21 protein-coding genes are annotated in these 22,665 nt (G+C 31.1%); 19 read left to right on the top strand and 2 right to left on the bottom strand.

Annotated elements, in window-relative coordinates:
* Positions 1 to 23 precede the first annotated feature (23 nt).
* The 19 genes from GBH57_RS08975 to GBH57_RS08885 all read left to right on the top strand — a co-directional run bounded on the left by GBH57_RS08975 (position 24) and on the right by GBH57_RS08885 (position 20,216).
* Complete coding sequence (locus tag GBH57_RS08975; protein WP_151674155.1) at positions 24 to 941, top strand: glycosyltransferase family 2 protein; 918 nt, start codon at positions 24 to 26, stop codon at positions 939 to 941.
* On the top strand, positions 931 to 1,956 hold the full coding sequence (locus GBH57_RS08970; RefSeq protein WP_151674154.1) for a glycosyltransferase family 47 protein: 1,026 nt from the start codon (positions 931 to 933) through the stop codon (positions 1,954 to 1,956). Before GBH57_RS08975 ends, GBH57_RS08970 begins: the two co-directional genes overlap by 11 nt.
* A gap of 25 nt (positions 1,957 to 1,981) precedes the next feature.
* Positions 1,982 to 2,989 carry a glycosyltransferase family 2 protein gene (locus GBH57_RS08965; RefSeq protein ID WP_151674153.1) on the top strand — a complete coding sequence of 336 codons (1,008 nt, stop codon included), beginning with the start codon at positions 1,982 to 1,984 and terminating at the stop codon, positions 2,987 to 2,989.
* A 36-nt stretch (positions 2,990 to 3,025) separates the two neighbouring features.
* A complete protein-coding gene (locus tag GBH57_RS08960) occupies positions 3,026 to 4,159 on the top strand; it encodes a glycosyltransferase family 4 protein (RefSeq protein ID WP_151674152.1) in 1,134 nt (377 codons plus the stop codon).
* Positions 4,160 to 4,168: 9 nt separating this feature from the next.
* Positions 4,169 to 4,852 (top strand): acylneuraminate cytidylyltransferase family protein, encoded by a 684-nt coding sequence (locus GBH57_RS08955; protein ID WP_308640235.1) that lies wholly within the window; start codon positions 4,169 to 4,171, stop codon positions 4,850 to 4,852.
* Positions 4,849 to 5,889, top strand: a complete 1,041-nt coding sequence (locus tag GBH57_RS08950; protein ID WP_151674151.1) for an N-acetylneuraminate synthase family protein — start codon at positions 4,849 to 4,851, stop codon at positions 5,887 to 5,889. Before GBH57_RS08955 ends, GBH57_RS08950 begins: the two co-directional genes overlap by 4 nt.
* Before the next feature lie 58 nt (positions 5,890 to 5,947).
* Positions 5,948 to 7,066 (top strand): UDP-N-acetylglucosamine 2-epimerase, encoded by a 1,119-nt coding sequence (gene neuC / locus GBH57_RS08945; protein WP_151674150.1) that lies wholly within the window; start codon positions 5,948 to 5,950, stop codon positions 7,064 to 7,066.
* Positions 7,067 to 7,115: 49 nt separating this feature from the next.
* Positions 7,116 to 8,501, top strand: a complete 1,386-nt coding sequence (locus tag GBH57_RS08940) for a CDP-glycerol glycerophosphotransferase family protein (RefSeq protein WP_151674149.1) — start codon at positions 7,116 to 7,118, stop codon at positions 8,499 to 8,501.
* A 22-nt stretch (positions 8,502 to 8,523) separates the two neighbouring features.
* Positions 8,524 to 9,498 carry a sulfotransferase family protein gene (locus tag GBH57_RS08935; protein ID WP_151674148.1) on the top strand — a complete coding sequence of 325 codons (975 nt, stop codon included), beginning with the start codon at positions 8,524 to 8,526 and terminating at the stop codon, positions 9,496 to 9,498.
* A gap of 196 nt (positions 9,499 to 9,694) precedes the next feature.
* On the top strand, positions 9,695 to 9,889 hold the full coding sequence (locus tag GBH57_RS08930) for a hypothetical protein (protein ID WP_151674147.1): 195 nt from the start codon (positions 9,695 to 9,697) through the stop codon (positions 9,887 to 9,889).
* Between the two features lie 29 nt (positions 9,890 to 9,918).
* Positions 9,919 to 11,046, top strand: a complete 1,128-nt coding sequence (locus tag GBH57_RS08925; protein ID WP_151674146.1) for a glycosyltransferase family 4 protein — start codon at positions 9,919 to 9,921, stop codon at positions 11,044 to 11,046.
* Between the two features lie 4 nt (positions 11,047 to 11,050).
* Positions 11,051 to 11,593: a serine O-acetyltransferase gene (locus GBH57_RS08920; protein WP_162523881.1), complete on the top strand. Its 543-nt coding sequence runs from the start codon at positions 11,051 to 11,053 to the stop codon at positions 11,591 to 11,593.
* Positions 11,593 to 12,705: a glycosyltransferase family 4 protein gene (locus GBH57_RS08915; protein WP_151674144.1), complete on the top strand. Its 1,113-nt coding sequence runs from the start codon at positions 11,593 to 11,595 to the stop codon at positions 12,703 to 12,705. Before GBH57_RS08920 ends, GBH57_RS08915 begins: the two co-directional genes overlap by 1 nt.
* Entirely contained in the window at positions 12,702 to 13,766 is a 1,065-nt protein-coding gene (locus GBH57_RS08910; protein WP_151674143.1) for a glycosyltransferase, read from the top strand. The genes GBH57_RS08915 and GBH57_RS08910 overlap by 4 nt, the downstream gene beginning before the upstream one ends.
* Positions 13,767 to 14,213: 447 nt before the next feature.
* Positions 14,214 to 15,179 carry an O-antigen ligase family protein gene (locus GBH57_RS08905; RefSeq protein ID WP_151674142.1) on the top strand — a complete coding sequence of 322 codons (966 nt, stop codon included), beginning with the start codon at positions 14,214 to 14,216 and terminating at the stop codon, positions 15,177 to 15,179.
* Positions 15,176 to 16,114 (top strand): glycosyltransferase family 2 protein, encoded by a 939-nt coding sequence (locus GBH57_RS08900; RefSeq protein WP_151674141.1) that lies wholly within the window; start codon positions 15,176 to 15,178, stop codon positions 16,112 to 16,114. Before GBH57_RS08905 ends, GBH57_RS08900 begins: the two co-directional genes overlap by 4 nt.
* Entirely contained in the window at positions 16,111 to 17,706 is a 1,596-nt protein-coding gene (locus tag GBH57_RS08895; protein WP_151674140.1) for a hypothetical protein, read from the top strand. The genes GBH57_RS08900 and GBH57_RS08895 overlap by 4 nt, the downstream gene beginning before the upstream one ends.
* A 14-nt stretch (positions 17,707 to 17,720) precedes the next feature.
* On the top strand, positions 17,721 to 18,743 hold the full coding sequence (locus GBH57_RS08890; protein WP_151674139.1) for a glycosyltransferase family 4 protein: 1,023 nt from the start codon (positions 17,721 to 17,723) through the stop codon (positions 18,741 to 18,743).
* Positions 18,744 to 18,821: 78 nt separating this feature from the next.
* Positions 18,822 to 20,216, top strand: a complete 1,395-nt coding sequence (locus tag GBH57_RS08885) for a sugar transferase (protein WP_151674138.1) — start codon at positions 18,822 to 18,824, stop codon at positions 20,214 to 20,216.
* A 2-nt stretch (positions 20,217 to 20,218) separates the two neighbouring features.
* Here the strand turns inward: GBH57_RS08885 and GBH57_RS08880 are convergent, their stop codons facing one another.
* Both GBH57_RS08880 and GBH57_RS08875 read right to left on the bottom strand, forming a co-directional pair.
* Complete coding sequence (locus tag GBH57_RS08880) at positions 20,219 to 21,400, bottom strand: lipoprotein N-acyltransferase Lnb domain-containing protein (RefSeq protein WP_162851988.1); 1,182 nt, start codon at positions 21,398 to 21,400, stop codon at positions 20,219 to 20,221.
* A gap of 65 nt (positions 21,401 to 21,465) precedes the next feature.
* Positions 21,466 to 22,545: a putative type IX sorting system protein PorV2 gene (locus GBH57_RS08875; RefSeq protein WP_235904679.1), complete on the bottom strand. Its 1,080-nt coding sequence runs from the start codon at positions 22,543 to 22,545 to the stop codon at positions 21,466 to 21,468.
* Positions 22,546 to 22,665: the final 120 nt, after the last annotated feature.

The raw sequence follows: 22,665 nt of genomic DNA, 5'->3' as shown, positions 1-22,665 counted from the left end.
AGGTTTTAAATGAATTACTTGATATGAAAAAAATCTCAATAATAATAGTTGCCTATAATGCCTTAAGGTGGATAGAAAGGTGTTTAGATAGTGTAGGTAGTTATGATGTAATAGTAATTGATAATAATTCAAAAGATGACACGGTTAAATTTATTGAGATCAATTATCCTTCTATAATTTTATTAAAGCAAAAACAAAATTTGGGCTTTGGTAAAGCAAACAATATTGGAATTACATATGCATTAAGTTTGGGAGCTGATGGTGTTTTTTTATTAAATCAAGATGCTTATTTATATCCAGATACAATAGAGAAATTAATTAAAGTTCAAGGCTCAAACCCAATATTTGGCATTCTAAGCCCAATACATTATGATGGAGATGAAAAATGTCTAGATGAGAATTTTTCAAGCTATATAAATTATCATAAAAATCCTGAGCTAATTGGAAATGCATTTAAAAATGAATTAAAAGATATTTATGAAGTGCCGTTTGTAAATGCTGCTGGATGGTTGATAACTAAAGAGGCAATCAATAAAGTAGGGATGTTTGATCCTTTATTTTTTTTGTATGGTGAGGATGATAATTTATGTCAGAGAATGTTATTTCATAATTTTAAAATTGGTATCGTGCCAAAAGCTTTTATGATTCATGATAGAGAAAATCGTGTAAAAAATCCAATTCATATGTTTTCTGATGAGTATTTTACTATAAAAGAAAACCAGTATAAAATTAAGTTTGCAGACATCACTAATAATAACTTTTTCGAAGAATTATTATATAATAAACAAAAACTACGAAAGTATGTTCTGAGAAATTTAATCTTTCTTAAATTTAATAAAGTCGTTGGTTATACTAGAGAATTAAGATTACTTAAAAAATTGGAAAGACCTATTGATGAAAGTAGGAAACGAAATATAAATAAATTCAATAATGAATTTTAAAAAAAATATAAAAGGTTTCTATTTATATTACAAATATAGTGTAAGAAACTTTGACCAAAACAAAGCCATATTAATATCTATAGACGAATTTAAGTTTAACAGGTACTTATACACGTTTGTTAAAATGCTTCATTTAGAAGGCTGTTATCCAGTGTTAGATGTTGGTTTTGAAAGTGTAGCGCATTTAACTACAGATATGTATTCAAAAAACATTCTGTCTGAAAGACTGCTTTTTAAAAATACTAAAAATGGAAAATACTTAAAAAAAATACATCTCAGTCCAGATTATTTTACTGCTGTTTATAACCCTTCAATTAATAATGAAACTGTAATTCCTATATCTAAACATCCATTAATGTACGGTTTAGATGCCTCACATTTAGCTTTAAAAGAAAATCGAAAAAACGCAGTCTTCTTTGCTGGAACTACATTAAACCAAGGACACAGTAAAAAACAAGTGTTTGAAGGGGTCATAAATAGAGTGACTGTAATTGATGAGCTTAAAAAATTACCTCAAGCTATACTGCCAGTAAGTACAGAGAACTATCACGAATTAAAAGCAACTTTAAAAGATGGGAGTATTGTTATTTGTGAACGAGATAAATTGTCATTTCCTCCAGCTAAGTTATTAGAGGAGTTATCTAGTTTTTCGTTTTATTTAGCACTCCCAGGAAGAGGAATGCCGCTTTGTCACAATCTTACTGAAGCTCTTTTTTTAGGTTGTGTACCAATACTTCAAGAGGTATATTCTAATACAATGCCAGAACCATTTCAACATTTAAAAAATGCACTAGTTTATAGGGATGTTAATCATTTAAAGGCTATCTTGTTAGAAATAGAACAAATGTCTCCTGTTCAAATAGCTTTATTAAAACAGGAAAGTATGGCATATTATAATGCTTATTTGTCTGAAAAAGCCTTGGTTAAAAGAGTTGTGGAAAGTAATAATAATAAGTTTTATCTGCAGGCGGAAGGTTATAGTATTGTTAAGTATAAGAATACAATACAAGCTTAATACAATACAAATTTCATAAAGTAGTTTGGAAAATAACAAGCCTATAATATCAATTATCATCCCTACCTTTAATAGAGGAAATGTACTTGCCGAAACATTAAAAAGTTTTCAAGAGCAAACCTACATAAATTGGGAGTGTTTACTAGTTGACGATGGTTCTACAGATCAAACCGTACAGGTGATTAAAGATTTCGTAAAAAAGGACCTAAGATTCCAATTGCATAGCAGACCAGTCAATAGGCCTAAGGGAGCAAATGCGTGTAGAAATTATGGTTTCGAAATAAGTAAAGGTGATTTTGTAAATTGGTTTGATAGTGATGACCTTGCTACTCCTACTTTTTTGGAACAACGCTTAGAGCTTCTTCAAAAAGATGCTAGTTTAGATATGGCTGCTTGTTATGCAACATATTTTTATGAGGATGATACACCTAGTAAAAAACAAAAAAAACTTAAAAACCTTACAGATAACCAAATAGAAAATTATCTGTTACATGGGTTTTCTTTCTATACAGGAATACCACTTTGGAGAAAGTCATATTTGTTGAAACAAGCCGAAACTTTTGATGAATCATTACAACGTTCACAAGAAAGAGATTTTCATTTTAGGCTATTATTTAAGGGACTTAACTATAAGTATTGTAATGAAAATCTATTATTAAAGCGAACAGGTAATGAAAGCATAACTACCAACTCAGCTAAAAACCTGATCGCAAACACATCAGTTTTTAAAGTAAGGCAAAAGGTGTATAATCTTATTTCTACTTCGGAAATGCCAAACAAACAAAAGCTTGTTGAATATTTATTCTATCGTCAAGCATCATTATTCTATGAATTAATTATTCTTTCAGAATCTAAAAAAGAACGGTCAAATACTGTTACTACGTATTTTAAACAGTTGGAAGAAATGGTACTCACGCAAAAATTGCCTCGTAAATGCCTTCGTAATTTAAGAAAAGGTGTTTGGTTAGCAGCACATTTCAGAAAAGGGTATAAATATTTCTATTTCCCGCAATATGACCATAGAAGTTATTAAATTGCAGATATAGTAGGCACTTGCAATAACAAAAGTATGATCCCAATCAAAACAATTTTAATTTGTCAATACCCATTACCTTATTTAAAAATTGCTAGTTGGACAACCATGTATAATCACTATTTGCGAAGTGGTTATCATCCTTTTGATTATATAGTTTGCCCTAAAGGTGAGGAAGAAATACCTAATGTTGTGTATGCTAATTTTACTCCAGCTTCCTCTATAGATAAAATCAAAAATAAATTTGATAATAAAAGTAGGTTCAATCCATATTTTGAAGCACTTGATGCTATTATTAAGCCTGATAATAAGTATGTTATACACATTATAGATCATAGTGGAATTATAGCTCCTTTGAATGATTTTATTTCTGAAAAGTACAACAGAACTAATTTTTACGTGCAATATTATTATCAAGGATTTGACATTATTTTCAAAGATGAAAGGTCACAATCGTTTTTAAATGGCATAGATGAACTGTTTTTTTTAACCGAATTAGCTTACAATCATTATAAAAATTATTACAATGAGTTAACCATGCGTTGTGGTGTGATGCACAATGCAACAGACTCAAATCAATTTTATAAATTAGATACTCAAGAAAAGAAAGACGAAAAAAAGAAGTTACATATAACTTCTAAACTTGTTTTTATTTGGTGTTCACAGGACAGACCTAAAAAAGGCTTGCAACTTATATTAGATGTTTGGAATAGAGTATTTACCAATGTTGATGAAATGCAATTAATAGTGGTAGGTGTCGAAAAGGAAATTGACTTGGAAGGAGTTGTTGTTATTGGGCGAGTACCTAATAAAGAACTAGCAAAGTATTATCAAATTTCAGATTTCTACCTATTTCCATCATTATGGAAAGAAGGTTTTGGAATTGTTTTAGCCGAAGCTTTAAAATGTGGTTGTTATTGTATTGCATCTAACCAAGGAGGAATACCAGAGGTTTTAGGTAATGGTGAATACGGTAAGCTCATTAAAAACCCTAATTTTATTGATGAATGGGTGCAAACTATAGAAGAAAGTATTAGTGAATATAAAACTAATAACTTCGAAAATCCTTACTACACTACTAATTTTAAGAAATTATACGATATTAACGTTTGGCAAGAAAAGATGAATCTAAAAATTGAAAACGCTAAGCTAAATCTAGAAAACCAATAATTAAAGTACTTGAAAATAATAAAAAATATAGCAATTATACCAGCTCGAGGTGGCTCTAAAAGATTTCCTGGTAAAAATATAGCGTTGTTAAACTCTATACCGTTGCTTGTGCATAGTATTCAATATGCTAAAAAAAACAATAACATCATTGATGAAGTTTATGTTACTACAGACTCCGATGAAATTTCTAAAGTAGCTTTAAAACATGGAGCCCAAGTAATAAAACGCCCACATCATCTAAGTGGGGATTTAGAGCCCACTGTTACCAGTTTAAAGCACGTGCTTACACAATTGTCAGCTACTGTTGAAACTGTAGTGCTGTTACAAGCTACTAACCCATTGCGTCCTTGTGATTTACTGCAGGATTGTTTTACAGCATTTAAAAATGGCGATTTTGATAGCGCTATGACTGTAAGTAGAAATGAACAGAAATTCGGAAAAATTAATAACGGAAAATATGTGCCTTTTAATTATACTTTTGGACAACGAAGTCAGGATTTAGAACCCTTGTATTTTGAAAACGGACTCCTATATATTTCAAAAGCATCATTAATTTCGAACGAAGAAATTTTAGGTAAAAATAATTTTCCTTTTGTCATTAATCATCCCTTTGCAAACGTCGATATAGATGTTGAAGAAGATTTAGCGTATGCCGAGTTTGTACTTAACCAAATTAAGAATAAAGCCCAATGAATCCATATATTGAAATCGCAGGTAGAAAAGTAGGTCCAGATTATCCACCATTAGTTATTGCTGAAATAGGTATCAATCACGAAGGATCCCTTGCTGTTGCTAAAGAGATGGTTGATGCAGCCAAGGCGGCAGGTGTTGCGGTAGTAAAACATCAAACACATATTGTAGCAGATGAAATGAGCGGTGCTGCAAAAAAAGTGATTCCGGGTAATGCTGATGTTTCAATTTATGAAATTATGGAGCGCTGTTCCCTCAATGAAGCAGATGAACTCGCTTTAAAAAATTACGTGGAAGCCAGCGGAATGATTTTTATTTCTACACCTTTCTCAAGAGCTGCAGCTGAAAGACTTGAGAAATTTAATGTTCAAGCATATAAAATAGGAAGTGGAGAATGCAATAATTATCCATTATTAGAGCATATAGCGTCATTTGGAAAACCTGTTATTTTAAGTACAGGAATGAATACTATTGAAAGTGTTCGAAAAGCAGTGGCTATTTTTGAAGAAAAAGGGACGCCACTTGCATTATTACACACTACAAATTTATACCCAACACCAACACATTTAGTAAGGTACGGAGCAATGATGGAATTACATGAAGCATTTCCGCAGTGTGTTTTCGGTTTAAGTGATCATACATTAAATAACAATGCTTGTTTAGGTGCAGTAGCATTAGGAGCTTCTATTTTAGAACGTCACTTTACAGACCACAAACAACGTACTGGACCAGATATTGTATGCAGTATGGATCAAGCAGCGTGCGCAGATTTAATTGTAAGTAGTAATGAAATCTGGCAAATGAGAGGTGGGACAAAGAAACCAGCTAAAGAAGAACAGGTGACTATAGATTTTGCTTTTGCAACGGTTTGCACGATAGCGCCTATAAAAAAAGGAGAAGTTTTTTCAAAAGAGAATATTTGGGTAAAACGTCCTGGAACTGGTGAAATATTAGCAGAAGAATTCAATGGGTTATTAGGAAAAAAAGCTGCTAGCGATATTTTGAATGATGAGCAATTAACGTATTCTGATATAGCATAACTCCAAGAATAATTCACCTATTTTAGTTAATAGCAAGTAATTATTGAAAGTCTTTTAAATGAAAAAAATAGTATTCTTAACAGGTACCCGAGCAGACTTCGGAAAAATCAAATCACTATTAAATATACTTCAAAATCAAGAAGAATTTGAAGCACATATTTTTGTGACAGGAATGCATTTAATGGAAACCTATGGATATACATTAATAGAAATTGAACGAAGTGGTTTTCAAAATATTCACACGTTCAAAAATGATACTAGTGAAAATACAATGGATTTAACCTTAGCTAAAACAATTGAAGGTTTTTCTTCATTTGTAAATAAGGTTAAGCCAGATATGATTGTTGTTCATGGCGATAGAGTGGAGGCACTTGCGGGAGCAATTGTTGGGTCTTTAAATAATATATTAGTTTCACATATTGAAGGTGGTGAGGTTAGTGGAACCATTGACGAACTTATTAGACACAGTACTAGTAAAATGAGCCACGTGCATTTTGTAAGTAATACTGAAGCAAGGGATAGATTAGTGCAAATGGGAGAATTACCTAAAAGCATTTATACAATTGGTTCGCCAGATGTAGATATTATGTTTTCATCTAATCTTCCTAATATTTCAGAAGTAAAAAGCCATTACGAAATACCATTTGAGAACTTTACTGTTGCCATGTTTCATCCAGTTACAACTGAAATTGAAAACATGGCGCAATATGCTGAAAACTTTACGGAAGCACTTCTAAGCAGTGAAAGAAACTTTGTGGTAATTTACCCTAATAACGATTTAGGAAGTGCACACATTTTAGCATCGTTTGATAAACTTAAAAATCATCCAAGGTTTAGAGTGATTCCTTCAGTGCGCTTCGAGTATTTTTTAACCCTTTTGAAAAAGGCCGATGGTATTGTGGGTAATTCTAGCGCAGGAATTAGAGAAGCTCCTTATTACGGGATTCCTACAATAAACATAGGTACACGCCAGGAAAATAGAGCGGTACACTCACATATTATAAATACATCATATGGCACAGCCGAAATTTTAAGTGCATTAAACCAGCCCCAAGAAAAAATAGAAGTAGATGTAACTGCTTATGGTTCTGGAAATAGTAGTGAGTTGTTTCTCGATTCGCTCAAAACTGATGAAATATGGGCTTTAAATCATCAAAAGCAGTTTAGAGATGTTTAATTAATACAATAGTGTATTTTTACAATACAAGCTAACTAAACTTTAATAAGTGCAAAAAACTACAAACATTGGGTTGTTTGTTCCAGACGGAACGGGAATAAAAAATTATTTATATTCTTCAATATTTAAAAACACAACTGTTCCATTAACATTGTTTCATAATTTTGATGATGATACCCTTGCCGAAATTAGGAAGCAAGTACATTTTACAAATGAAATTAAACTACCAACGTACACCGAAACTATAAAGGAGAAGTTTTTAAGAGAAGTAATCCACTCAGCCAGGATAAATTATAATATTCAACAAACTGGAAATAATACGATACTCGAATTTAAGAAAAAGAGTCATGCTACACGTAAACTCAAATTGTTTTATACTGCTGTCGAGTTTTATGCAAAGCAAAATAAAAGCTACAAACAGATACTAAGCTTAGAAGAAAAGTATCAAAAAGCCTTACAGGCAAACCCTAGCTTTAAAGAAATTAAAAACATACTTAAAGAGGCTAATATTGATAGCCTATTTTGTACACATCAAAGAGCTATAAAAGCTGCTACATATTTTTTAGCAGCAAAGTTATTAAATATAAAAACTACTACTGTTATTTATTCTTGGGATAACCTCCCAAAAGCGAGGTTAGCATTAAGAGCAGACAAGTATTTGGTGTGGTCTCCATTAATGAAAGAGCAACTACAAAATTTTTATTCAGAAATACCACAAGAACAAGTTCATATAACAGGAACACCTCAATTTGAATTTTACGGTGATGCAACTAATATTATACCTAAAGAAGATTTTTATAGCAATTATAAATTAGATAGCTCAAAAAAAATTATATGTTTCTCTGGCGATGACGCACTAACATCACCACACGATCCACTATATTTAGATGCCATAGCTTCGGAAATTTTAAAACATAATAAACAGCAAGCTTATCAAATAGTGTTTAGACGATGTCCCGTTGATGTTTCGGGAAGATATGATTGGGTGTTGAAAAAATACCCAAAACTTATTGTTGACATGCCGCCAAAATGGAATTTTAACTCAGCTATTTGGACTGCTGTTTACCCATTATTTGAAGATGTAAAGCTATTAGTGAGTTTAGCTTATTATGCAGATGTGGTTGTTAACTTAGGGTCAACAATGGCGTTTGATTTCGGAATGTTTAATAAGCCTTGTATTTATTTGGCTTATAATCCAGTGGAGAACTCAAATACAAGTGTTGAAACAATTTATAATTTTGAGCATTTCGGCTCTATGCCTTCTAAAGATGTGGTGTTTTGGTTAAATGAACCATCTAACTTAATTTCAATTTTAGAAGACATTGATAAAGGATCACCAACTAAAATAAGGCAATGGATGGATGTTGTAGCGGATCAGCAGTTAGAAGCTTCTATATCGATTCAAAAACAACTAGGGTTGAAGATTATTAATTGAAAATTCAACTAAAATAATATTTATGGATAATTGGATAGCACCTAAAATTAATACTTTACCAGATTTTATAATTGGTGGTGCCATGAAATGTGGGACAACCTCATTACATACTATTTTAAATAATCATCCCGATATCTATGTTCCTCCCGGTGAAATTGGTTTTTTTGATATTGATAATATTTTACAACATAGTGATTATAGTTTTTATAAAGACAAAAACTGGTTCTATCAATCTATGGATAAAAACCCTAAAGAGTTATGGGAGTGGTATTATAATAAATTTAAAGATAGTAGAGGTCTATTAGTAGGAGAGGATTCTACTACATATCTAGCATCTAAAATCGCAGCGAAAAGGATAGCAAAACAAGAAAAAAAAATTAAAATGATTTTTATTTTAAGACAACCTTCTTTAAGAGCTTATTCAAACTATTGGCACCTAGTTAGAACAGGTCGCGTTACTGAAACTTTTGAGAATACATTATTACATAATCCTTTTCAAATTATCAATCGAAGTTTATACAAAGAACAACTTGAGTATTATTACAGTTTATTTCCAGTATCAAATATTAAAGTCGTTTTGTTTGAGGACTTAATTAAAAATTTTAACGAAGTTACTGCGGAAGTTTGTGGTTTTTTAGGTGTAGATTTTAATAAAATCCCCAAAACATATTTGGAGAAACATTCGAACAAATCTAGAATGCCGAAAAATTATAAGTTACAGTTGTATAAAAATAGCATATTGAGAAATTATGGAAACTTACATTATTTAGATCAGTTACCAATTTCTTATAATGTCAAGGCAAAACCAATACCAATAATTAAAAAAATTCTAAATAAAATTCATAAAAAGGTGAACCCGAACATTCCAGAATCACCTCCAAAAATTAATACAGAAACAAAGCAGTATTTAGACCAATATTTTTACAATCAATTGCAAGGTATTGATGAGTTGTTAGAAAAGGATGTTTTAAAAATTTGGTTTCCAAAAATTAAATAGAATTTAGTTTTATAATTTCAGTATAAATATTCAGAGTATATTTAGTTCTTTTGAGTTCTTAATTTTTCTTCTACTAACATTTTTTTGTTATTGGTTAATATCAGAAAATAAAATTACTTATTTAATTAAAACTATTAAATTTTTAAAACAGTATGGTGAGGTATATATCGTGAGACTACCAATTCACCGTGAAATTATGAAAAATGAATTTGAATTATCACCAGATTTTGATAAACAAAAACATGAAGTAATAAGGTTTTCTTCAAATTATTTAGACCTTATAGGCCTAAATGATAATTTTGACTATACATATGGTAATCATTTGCATACAGACTCTGGTAAAGTAGTTCCTGAAATTATTACAAACCAGATAAATATAGGACGTAAATAAATTGTTAAATAAATTAGAATTCTAAATAAGTGAACATAGTTTTTATATCTAACGAATACCCAACTTGGGCTCCAGGAGGTAAGGGCACTTTTGTACAAACCTTTGCACGTGAGCTGGTTAAAGATGGGCATACAGCAATTGTGTTAGGAATAGGTGAGGATTCTAAAAAAGTGATTTTAGAAGATAATGGAGTACAATTAATTAGATTACCAAAACCTATTTCACCAGTTGCTAGATATATTGAGAATTTTATCCGAATAAATAAAGAGCTTAAAAGAATACAGAAAACAACAGCTATTGATATTGTAGAAACATCTGAGTTGGATTGTGCTTATTTATCAAAAAATGCATCCTATAAAAAGGTTATTAGATTACACGGAGGACACCATTTTTTTGCGGAAGCAGAAAAACGTGACATTGATCCAATTAAAGGGAAGAGAGAAAAAAAATCGTTTAAAAATGCTGATGCTTTTATAGCGGTTTCTAATTATGTGAAAACGCATACTGAAAAGTATATAACATATGGAACAAAGCCTTTGAAAATAATTAATAACCCAATTGATACTGCATTAACAATTCCAGATGTTTCAGTAACCGAAAATAGGGTTCTTTTTGCAGGTACTATTTGCGAAAAAAAGGGAGTATTTGAATTGGTTGAAGCATTTCAGTTAGTAAAAGATAAATATCCCAAGATGCATTTAGATTTGTATGGTCGTGATTGGTTGTATCCAAATGGAGATTCGTTTATAGATGCCCTTAAAAAGAAATATTCAGCATCGTATTTTGAGAATGTTCATTTTCACGGCGCTATATCTAGAACCGAGTTAAATATCAAATACGCAAGTGCATTATTTTGTATATTTCCATCACATATGGAAACACAAGGTCTTGTTACTTTAGAAGCAATGCTGCTTGAAAAACCTGTTGTATTTTCACAATATGGTCCAGGTCCTGAAACAATACAACATATGCATACAGGCTTGCTTTGCGATGTATATGACCCAGTAGATATTGCTGAAAAAATGCTTTGGTGTATTGAAAACAAAAAGGCAGCTAATAGTTTAGGAAAAAAAGGGAGACAACAGGTAATGCAGAAATTTGAGAAGCATAAAATAGTAGAAGAGAATACTGCATTTTATAAATCGTTAATAAATTAGGAAATTGTTTAATACTGATATAAAAAAATATAAAGATTATTCTGGTAAAAGTACTTTAGTGCTTTTAATAACGCAGCAAGGTCTTTGGGCATTGTTTGCTTATAGAACTGCGAATGCTATTTATAAAAGTAACCTTCCTAAACTTATCAAAAAGGTACTTCTCGTATTTAGTGTTATTCATTTAAAATGGATTGAAATACTTACAGGTATTTCAATTCCTTATGCTGCTTCCATTGGTCATTCATTTTATATTGGGCATTTTGGACAGATTATTATTAATTCAAAAGCTATTATTGGTAATAACTGTAATATTTCGCAAGGAGTTACTATAGGTGTAAGTGGCAGGGGAGAGCGTCGCGGCGTTCCAATAATAGGAAACAATGTTTATATAGGTGCAAATACCACGGTGGTTGGTAAAATACAAGTAGGGGATAATGCTGTATTAGGCGCAAATAGTTTAGTGCATCGTGATGTTGAAAATGGAACTACTGTTTTAGGTGTTCCTGCAGTTCAAGTAAGTGCTAATAGTTCAAATGAGTATATCTAATGCGTTTTTTAGTTATTACTCTTGCTCCATCATTGCATAAAGAAAGTGCTATATATAGTTACGCTCCTTATGTGAAAGAAATGAATTTATGGTTTGATAAAGTTGAGAAACCTGTTATTCTTTCACCTACAAAATACAAGAAGAAACTGCTTACATCATCTTTTGATAATAGTAACATAGAGGTGGTTTCTATACCAAGTATATACGGAGGTTCTATTCTAGGGCTTTTAAAAAGTGCATTGGTCTTACCATCTATTTTCTTTAAAATGATGGTTCAGATGAAACGAGCCGACCATATTCATTTACGATGCCCTTCAAATATTGGGCTTATAGGATGCTTTGTTCAAGTGCTATTTCCGAAGAAAATTAAAACAGCTAAATATGCAGGGAATTGGGATCCTAAAGCGATACAACCTTTAAGCTACCGACTACAGAAATGGATATTAGCTAATACTTTTTTAACTAAAAACATGAACGTTTTGGTTTATGGAGATTGGCCAAATCAATCTAAAAACATTAAGTCGTTTTTTACAGCTTCATACACCAAAAAAGAAATAATAGGTACTCCTCCTAAAGTATTTAAAGCACCATATAAATTTTTATTTGTAGGTAGTTTGGTTTCTGGAAAAAGACCGTTATATGCTATTAAACTTATAGAATCACTTGTTAAAAGTGGTACACAATGTACGTTAGAATTATATGGAGATGGAGTAGAAAGAGCCATTTTAGAAACTTACGTGCTGGATCATCAATTAAACAATGTTATTAAGTTTAGAGGAAATAAAGCCGCTGCAGAGGTGCAACAGGCATATAAAGACAGTAGTTTTCTGATACTTCCGTCAAAATCTGAAGGGTGGCCAAAGGTGGTTGCAGAGGCAATGTTTTGGGGAGTAATACCTATAGTGACTCATATATCTTGTGTTCCTTGGATGTTAGATTTTGGAGCACGTGGTATTTTAATGTCTACGATAAAGCAACAAGATTTAGCTGTTTTATTAGAGCAACTTGAATATCCAAAAAAGTTGCAAGAAATGTCTAATAAAGCTAAGCAATGGTCACAAGAATATACTTTAGATACGTTTGAAGCTGAAATTTTAAAATTACTTAAATGAGGGTACTACAATTAATTGATAGTTTAAATCTTGGGGGAGCTGAACGTATGGCAGTATCCTTCGCTAACGAACTAGCATTATCAAATATAGATTCTTTTTTATGTGCAACACGTGCAGAAGGTGATATGAAAATTAATCTTTTAGCAAAAGTGAATTATTTATTTTTAGATAAAAAAGGAATTTTTGACTTTGAAGCTTTTAAAAAATTAAAAAGATTTGTTGTAAATAATGAGATTACTATTGTACACGCACATTCAAGCAGCTTTTTCTTTGCTACACTATTGAAATTAGTGATACCATCTTTAACCTTAATTTGGCATGACCATTATGGTAATAGTGAGATGTTAGCAAATAGAAATTACAGAATACTTAAGCTTTGCTCACTAAAATTTAATGCTATTATAGCTGTAAATAATGTTTTAAAATATTGGTCAGAAAGCAGACTGTCTTGTAATAATGTATTTTACTTACCTAATTTTGTTTCATTAAATAGTAATTCAAACTTTTCAGTATTATTAAATGGCGACGAAAGCTTTAGAATTGTTTGTGTTGCAAATATGAGACCTCAAAAGGACCATATTACGCTTTTAGATGCATTTGTAATAGTGAAAAGCAAAATAAAAAAAGCGAGTTTGCATTTAATTGGAAATTGCAATAATGATTTTACAAGTGAGTCAATATTATCTAAAATTGAGGATGAGAAAATTAAAGATGTTTTTGTTTTAGGTTCACAGCAGAATGTAGCTCCTTTGTTAAAACAGGCTAAAATAGGAGTTCTTTCATCAGTCTCTGAGGGTCTGCCAGTAAGTTTATTAGAATATGGTATTGTTGGATTACCAGTTGTTTGTACTGATGTAGGTCAATGTAAAGAAGTAGTTAGAGATTTTGGAAAAGTTGTTGCGAAACGTAATAGTAATGAATTGGCTGATGCAATAATCTATTATTTAGAAAATAATAAAAAAGCTCAAATAGATGGGGAGAGTTTTCATAATCATATAAGGAATGAATATTCATTTAAGAAAATCAATAAACAGCTTTTTAATATTTATAAAACTGCTTAAAGAATAATTCATTAGTTTTTAAATAAATAATAATTATATACAAACTAACTTTACAGAAAGAGCAACCTTATCTAACATACAAGCCTTTTATTCCTCAATTTGAGTTTATCAAAAAAAAATATAGCATTACCATTTATCAACAATACATACGTAAACGTGTTGTTGTTTTTGTTGATTGTAAGTTATTTTTATAATCTGCCGGTTCTAAAATATTCTTTAACGGGTAATAATGAATTTAGATTGTATGATGTAGTTGGTGTTTTTTTAATGGTTCATTATTTAAAGTTCTTCAATGCAATTAATGTTCAAATTAGTCGAATACTTTTTTTTAATAAATTTAAAAGGTTTGCTGTGTATTGTGCAATAATGCTGGTAGCTACATTGGTTTTTTCTTTTTTCTTAAATAGGATGGTTTGGTTTATTCAGAGTTTTCTCTACTTATACCATATGTGGGTGTTTTTTATTGGGGCTGTGTTAATTTACACATCAGTAAACACCATCAAACGCTATAAAAAGTTTGTTTATTTAATAGCTTCATTGGTTATTTTAGAGGGTTTAATTGTGTTATTTCAAAACCTTGGTATTATACCCTTTTTATGGAATAGAGAGTATGCATTAAGTTATGATGGTTTTTTATCTGGCACCCTTGGCCCTAATAAAATTGTTTTAGGAATGACCATGCTCATTTCATTAGCTTTTTTAATGTCTGCAGTTTTCATAAAACCTCTTAAAATCTTTAGGCCCTACATTTATAGTGCTATTGGTATTGCTGCTATAGTAATACTGATAACAGGGTCTAGAACTACTTATGTAGCTGGTATCATCTTTTTAGTATACTTTTTTCTGAGAAATATGGGGAGGGCTTTTCAAATTTCAATATATACTTTAATTGGTTTTTTTATTTTAACATACACAAACCCTCAAATTATTGAATTAATAGATGATACTATTAAAGGTAGGATTACAAATAAAATTACAGGCCCAGGAGATGTTAACACTGTAGAAGATTTTACAGGAATTTATGATGATCTAGGATCGGGAAGAAATTATTTGCACAAACAATATGTAATTTATTTAGCCGAAAGGCCATACATAATCCCTTTTGGAATAGGGCTTAATAATAGATTGTTAATCGGTTTCTCTGCACACAACCAATACCTTTCTTTAATTAATGAAGTAGGACTCGTGGGGCTTTATTTTTTTATGACTTGGTTACTTTCGTATCTTACAATTGTAAAAGGAAAGTTACCATCTATTAGAGCTTCATTAAACGGTCTTGTATTCGCTATGATTGTGTCTTTGTATTTTGGAGAACACCTGTATATTTATAGACCATTGTTCGCATTGTTAGGACTGTTTTTATTGATGGCAGCACTAATTGTTAAACCACTTACATTTCTTAAGAAAGAATGAAAGAAAAAATAGCTATTGTAATACCGTATTATAACGCCCAGGACTTTATCTTGAAGGTGGTAGAGAAGGCACTTATGTTTAGTGATGCAATTATTATTGTTAACGATAATAGCCCACAACCTTTACCTATAAAAGAGCTTGATAAAATTAGTCAAGTTATAGTAATAAAAACTCCAGAAAATATGGGAGTTGGAGGTGCTACTAAATTTGGCTTTAACTATGCCACAAGTATTGAACACATTGTAGCAGTAGTAAAATTAGATGCAGATGATCAAATGGATGCTACTTATATTCCATCTTTAGCTAAAGCGGTAATTGTTGATGGCTATGCTATGGCTAAAGGGAATAGATTTAGAGATTTTAAAGCATTAAAAAATATGCCTGTTGTTAGGCGAATGGGTAATTTATTTCTATCTTTTTTAAGTAAAATCTCTACAGGATATTGGAATTGCTTTGACTTTAATAATGGATTTTTATGTATAGCTACTGAAAATATTAAAGCCTTTGATTTTAATAAAATATCAAACGACTACTTTTTTGAAACCTCCCTTATTAGTGAATTATACTTTCAAAGAGGGAAAATTAAAGAAATAGGAATGCCTGCAATATATGGAGATGAAGCGTCTAATATGAAGCTTTTTCAAATGCCAATTTTGTTTTCAGTAAACCTATTTAAAAAATATATTTCGAGAATTTGGAAAAGCTATTTTATGTATGATTTTAATATAGGATCTATCTATATAATTTTTGGCTGGCCTTTGTTTTTAGGAGGCGTTATTTTTGGAAGCTATAAATGGTATCATTATGCATTATTAGAAAAGTTTACGCCTGTTGGTACGATAATGATTAGTGCTTTATTAATTATAGTTGGATTTCAACTACTACTGCAAGCATTACAATTTGATATGCAAAACAACCCAAATAATGATCGATGAGTAAAAGATATTGGGCAATAGCTATCATACTAAATTTAATTATAGCAAGTTCATTTTTTGTTAAAAATATTGGAGTAGGGTATAGTGCAATTTCGTCAGACTTGCAGAATATAATTCCTATGTGTTTAAAATTAGATAATCCTGATTTATATAAAGGAGATCTTTTTGCGGACGATATTTCTAATTTTAAATATTATACGCCGTTTTTTATTTCTACGCTGCGTGAAATTTCATCTTGGGTTAATTACGATTATATAAAAGGTCTTAATATTCTATTATTTGCAACTAATTTATTATATGGATTAACTTGGTTTTTCTTATTTTTTAAAGCGTTTAAAAATCATTTTTTATTAGCTGTTTTTCTGTCAGTCCTTGTTAGAGGAGTTGTCTGGTTACCAGGCTCAGAAATGTGGGGAATTGGAGACATGTGGACAATGATGCCAAGAACATTATATGCTGCCTTTCTTCCTTTACCATTTATAGTATTGTTTTTAAAGACTGAGTGGAAGTATATAATAGGTGGTTTAGTTTTAGGGATTATTCTTAATTTTCATCCAATATCAGGGTTAGGAGGTGTGCTGATTTGGTTTTTGCTATTATTGCTGCTTAAATACCTGAAAAAATATAAAATATCTCTATTTCAAATTGCATTAAGTCTAATTGCAACTGTTGTGGGGATGCTTCCTTTTGTAGTTGTTTATTTTACTAAAACTGAAATTGCATTAGATTACGATCCAGCTCTTTATCAAGAGGCAATAAGGGATCGTATAGCACCATTTTTCTTTGATACGGGGCTCTTTTTAAAACAATGGCTTAAAGTGCGATATCTGTTTTATTTATTGCCTTTAATTGGGCTTTTGTGTTGGACGTATTTTAAATATAAAGAACATTTTAAAAATAGTTTGGTATTAGCGTTATTGTCTTGTTTATTAGTCGTTATTCCTACAATCTCAATTCCATTAGAGAGCCTTGCAAATAATTTGTTAGGTACAAATATTAGAATGTCGTTTCAATTAGTTCGTATTCAAAAATTAGCAATTTTGCCAGGTTATTTTGCTATAGGTTATTTGATTTATTTTTTTTCAAAATCATTAAATATTAGTATTAGATTTGGTCAAATAGCATTAGTTTTCTACCTTTTAATAATAGTATTTTCTTCTGAAAATATTTTCAATAACGTTCCCTTAATTGGAGATGATATTTCTAGAGATATTTTCCCTAAAACTGCCACCATATTTACTCCTGTTGAAAGTAAGCAAGCACGATTTGATATGATTTCAAATTATATAAACGAACATATACCTGAAGATGCTGTTTTTTATAGAACTTTCTTTTTTAGACCTAGTACAAAACGTTCGGTAGCGCTAGATGGTAAAGGAGCTTCAATAATAATTGAGGGAAATCCTAAAAAGCTCATTGATTGGTATCTGAAAAGAAAAAAAATAGCGTCCATAAATTCTGAAATAGAAAAATATGCTTATATTTCTTCATTAGGTATTGATTATTGGCTTACAAAAGATGAAATTTTTCTGCTTGAAAAAGTGCACGAAGTTAACGGCCTATTTTTATATAAATTCCCTAAAAACGACTAGTGTTAGACTCAAATTTGCAAAAAAATAAAAAAAGCATTCTTTACATTGGGAATAAACTTTCTGGTAAAGGTTTTACTACAACCGTAATAGAAACTCTATCAGAAAACTTAGTCAATGAGGGGTTTAAGGTTTATACAGCTTCTTCTAAGAAAAATAAGTTGATACGTTTTATAGATATGATTCAAACATTCTATAAATACAAAATACAAATTGATGTTTTGATAATTGATACGTATAGTACTCAAAACTTTTATTACGCTACCACACTTGGAAAATTAAGTAGGCAATATAAAATTCCTTATATAGCAATACTTCACGGCGGAAATCTTCCTGCGAGACTTGATAATAGTCCTACATTATGTAGACAATACTTTACAAATGCTAAAGCTTTAGTAGCACCATCAAAATATTTAATTGATGAGTTTGAAAAAAGAGGATATGATGTTTCTAATTATATTCCGAATTCAATAAAAATTAATGATTACCCATTTTTGGAAAGAGAGAAGATTTCCACTAAATTATTATGGGTACGGTCATTTTCTGAAATTTACAATCCAATGTTAGCTTTAAAGTTAGTTGAGGTTTTAAAATCACGGAATATAGATGTTTCGCTTACGATGGTAGGACCTGAGAAAGATGGAAGTTTAGCTAACTGTAAAGAATATGCGAGTGCTAATAATTTACCGGTAAATTTTACCGGTTTATTGTCTAAAAAACAATGGATTGAATTATCTGTAACTCACGATATTTTTATAAATACCACTAATTTCGATAATACTCCCGTAAGTGTTATAGAAGCAATGGCCTTAGGACTCCCCGTTGTTACTACTAATGTAGGGGGAATCCCATATATTGTTGCTAATGGGAAAAATGGTATAACCGTAGCACCTAATAATGTTACTGCATTTGTAGATGCTATTGTAAAGTTAGTTGATAATCCAACTTTTGCTAAAGAGATTTCAAAATCAGCTCGTAATAGCGTTGAAGAATTTGATTGGCAAATAATTAAGCATAAATGGTTTGAAATTTTAAAGTAAATACTTACAGGAATAAGAATTATTTAAATAGTCGAACAAATTTGATTTTGTTATTTTTAGCTCGACTAACTCCCTAGCATGAATAAAAAATCTAGTATCCATTTTGACATTTCTGAACGTAAAGTTTTATTGCGTGTTTTGGATATTATTTCGGTTTTAGGTGTGCTGTACTTTTTAGGTCAAATATTTAATTTTGATTACTTTAAAATCAACTCAGAATTTTGGGTATGGTCTATTGTATTGGCTTCATACCTAACTATATTTGGAACCATATTTGAACTTTATAATTTACAGAAAGCAAGCAAGTTTGAAGTTGTGGTTCAAAATGTTATTCTCACATCTTCATTAACGGTGTTGTTCTATCTTTTAACACCCTTTTTTACCCCAGTACTTCCAGATAATCGACTTCAAATTGTGTATTTCTATATCGCTATTAACTTAGCGTTACTTCTATGGAGGTATTTATATATCGTGCTTATTTCAGCACCTAGATTCTTTAAACGCGTTTTGTTAATTGCAAATGAAGAGGATGTAAACCGAATTATTAATTCATTAGAAATATCAGATCCTAATTATAAAGTTGTAGGTTTTATAAGTACTAAAGCTAACGAAACAGGTGAGTCGGTTAGAGAAGGGGTAACTCGTTTAAACCCTATTATTGCTGAACGCGAAATACTTGAAATGGCAATTTCAGAAGTAGTTATTGCAACGCCACAGTCTGATGGTATAACTGTTGGTTTATATAATAAGTTAATTCATTTATTAGAAGATGGTGTTTCAATAAGAGAGTTTACACAGGTATACGAGGAAATTACACACCGAGTTCCGGTGCAACATGTAGATAAGGATTTTTATAGATATTTTCCCTTTAGCCGCAGTAATCACAATAAATTATACCTCTTTTCTCATAGAGTGTTAGATTTTTTATTTTCTTTTTTAGGTTTGTCATTTGGTATTTTGATACTACCAATATTACTTGTTGGGAATTTAATTGGAAATAGAGGGCCATTGTTTTATACACAGGAGCGAGTAGGTAGGAATGGAAAGTCATTTAAAATTTTCAAACTGCGTTCGATGGTTACTGATGCAGAAAAAAATGGTGCTCAATTTGCTAGTGTTGGTGATACTAGAGTAACAAAATTTGGTCGTTTTTTAAGAAAATCGCGTTTTGATGAAATTCCTCAGTTTATCAATGTCGTTAAAGGCGAAATGAGTGTTATAGGGCCACGTCCAGAACGTCCAATTTTTGTAAAACAACTTTCCGATAAAATCCCTTTCTACGAGGTGAGGCACATTGTAAAGCCAGGAGTTACTGGTTGGGCTCAAGTTAACGCAAAGTATGGTACTACTCAAGAAGATGCTTTAGAGAAACTACAATACGATTTGTACTATATTAAACATCGAAGTCTTTTTCTCGATATTAGCATTGTAATTAAAACATTAAGTACCATTATATTCTTTAGAGGTCAATAAAATTAATTTTCTTTTTTTAAGCTTCTAGCCAAATAAATCCATCTAATTGCTAGCGCAATAATAAGTGGTATAAAACCAATGGCAAAAACTTGAACACCTGTTATCCAGTGAAAAGTTAATAAAGCCAACATCAGGATTAAGAAAAACACATATCTATAAAGCCACTTTTTAGGTTGAGTTTTACTTATTAATGGGAAGAAAAGTAAGTTGAGTGGGAACGCCCAAAGCATGTTGTAATTATTAGCTGTAGCAGTATGATCTGTAGCTACCCAAAGTAATAATAGCAAAACACCTACAAAGCCAGTTGTAAAAAATAATACACCGTCAAGCCACCTTGTTCTTTTATTTCTTTTAAAATCTCTGTAAGTAACCCCTATGATTAACAAACCAATAACCCCAAATACTGCTAAAGGAGTAAAGAGAAAGAATGGTTTTGTTTTGTTACTGCCAGTAGACTGAAAAACTACAGTCTCTTTTTTAACTAAGGGACGTTCAATTCCGTCATTGTTTAAAATAGCAAAAGTAGCTGCGTCGTGCACATATTCTGGTAAATATTGATGTTCCCACTGTGTAGCAGTTCTATCAATTACGGCTCCTAGAGCAATATCAATACCCAGACTTCCCCAAGAATTAAGGTCTAGTCGTTGCTGGATAAGTTGTCTAAATGTAAATTGCTCAGGTGCATAACCATTCTTGTAGGTTAGATCATTTCCTAAAGCTTCTTTTAAAACATCTCTAATTTTTGTTGCACAATTGTCGTAGAAAAAATCATACTGATATTCTTTGTTTTCAGGTTGCGCATTCTTTAACAGAAAGTTGAAGAGTGTTGTTTTTTCGCCATATGTTAAATCAAGTTCTTGTTCTACAAAAGTGCGATTTTCTCTAATGTAGGCATTTAGAAAACCTTGATAATCTCTAACGGAAAGAGCATAAGGCAGTTTGCCTCTAGCAAATTTTAAAATGAAATTTGGCGTTTCAAAATCAAAAGTACCGTAGTTGAATATCAAATCTCTATTGTTTCTAGGATCAGTTACTCTAAAGGCACTATGACCAAAACTATCATACAGTTCCTTACCAGGTCCAATACTAACAATACTTATTTCAGCATTTTCAGATAATTGAAACTGTGAAAAACCTATTGAAAATTTCAGAATAAATATTAAGAGGAATATTCTTTTATACACAAGAAGAACTATTGAAAATGATTAAAACTACTAGCTAAATTTAAAAGTAAGAAAACTATTTAAATTTAGTTTTTAAAGATACTCAAATCTAGTTTTAGGGAAAAGACATTGCTGTATAATGCCGCACTTTGGTCGCCAATATCTGTTAATGCATAATCAATTTGGATTCCTTTGTATTTAAATCCTAGTCCTATGTTGGGCTGAAATCCTGTACTGTCTTCTCCGTCAAGTTGTGTGATGGTTTGAAAATTTCCGATACCTCCTCTAAGATAAATCATATCAATATAACCAAATTGAAATCCTGCAGAAGGAGTAAAACTCAATCCTGAAGATGAAAACAAATCATTTGTTTCAGCAAAGCGAACGTTTAGATCTATTTCAGCTAAAAAGGAATAGTCGTAATGATAAATGAACTCACGAGAAACTCCCAATTGTAATTTAGGGATAGTGATTTCAGTTGTTTCTGGAAGGTCTTGGTTTTGTCCTTCAACTGCTCCTTGAATTTCAGCAAACTTTTCCTCGTCTATTGACCACGAGTTATACGTTGTTGTTATATCGCGAGCCATTAATCCGAAATTCCAATTATTCCTTTTAAATTGAATTCCTGCATCTAAACCAAATCCCCAAGAAGAAGCAAAATCACCAATAATACGTCTAATCACTTTTGCATTTACACCCACGTTTAGACCGTCTAGAGGCAAGCGTTTAGCATAACTAAAAGTGAAGCCATAATCTGCAGTAGAGAATAAGCTAATATTGTCGTAATTGATATTTCCTTGCGAATCGATTAATTGTGTAGTATTTAAAATATCATCTACACCAAAACGAATAATACTTAAGCCAACAGCACTATTATCATCTAATGGCATTGCAAAAGCAGCATAATCATAGTTTGCAATATTTGCAAAATAAGAGGCGTGCATAAGTGAAAGTTCCTGAGTTTCAAGATTTACTAATCCTGCAGGATTCCAATAGCCCGAGTTAACATCGTTTGTGGATGCTACTACACTATTTGACATACCAAACGAAGCTGCGTCAACCCCAATGTTCATAAACTCGTTAGAGTATTTACGAACTGTTTGCGCAGAAACCGTTATCGTTGTTAGAGATAGTAGGAAAATTAGGAATAAAAAATTCTTTTTCAAGTCTTTATTTTTGGCAAATATATTATTATTAAACTGCAATTTTAATCACATATTGTACGGATACTGCCTTAGACGAAAATACTTTACTATTTTTACACAAAGCAATACATTTTACTTAAT

The organism is Patiriisocius marinus, assembly GCF_008974325.1.
Lineage (GTDB): Bacteria > Bacteroidota > Bacteroidia > Flavobacteriales > Flavobacteriaceae > Patiriisocius > Patiriisocius marinus.
The sequence above is the reverse complement of the archived record's forward strand: the minus strand, read 5'-3'. Positions and strand labels throughout refer to the sequence as shown.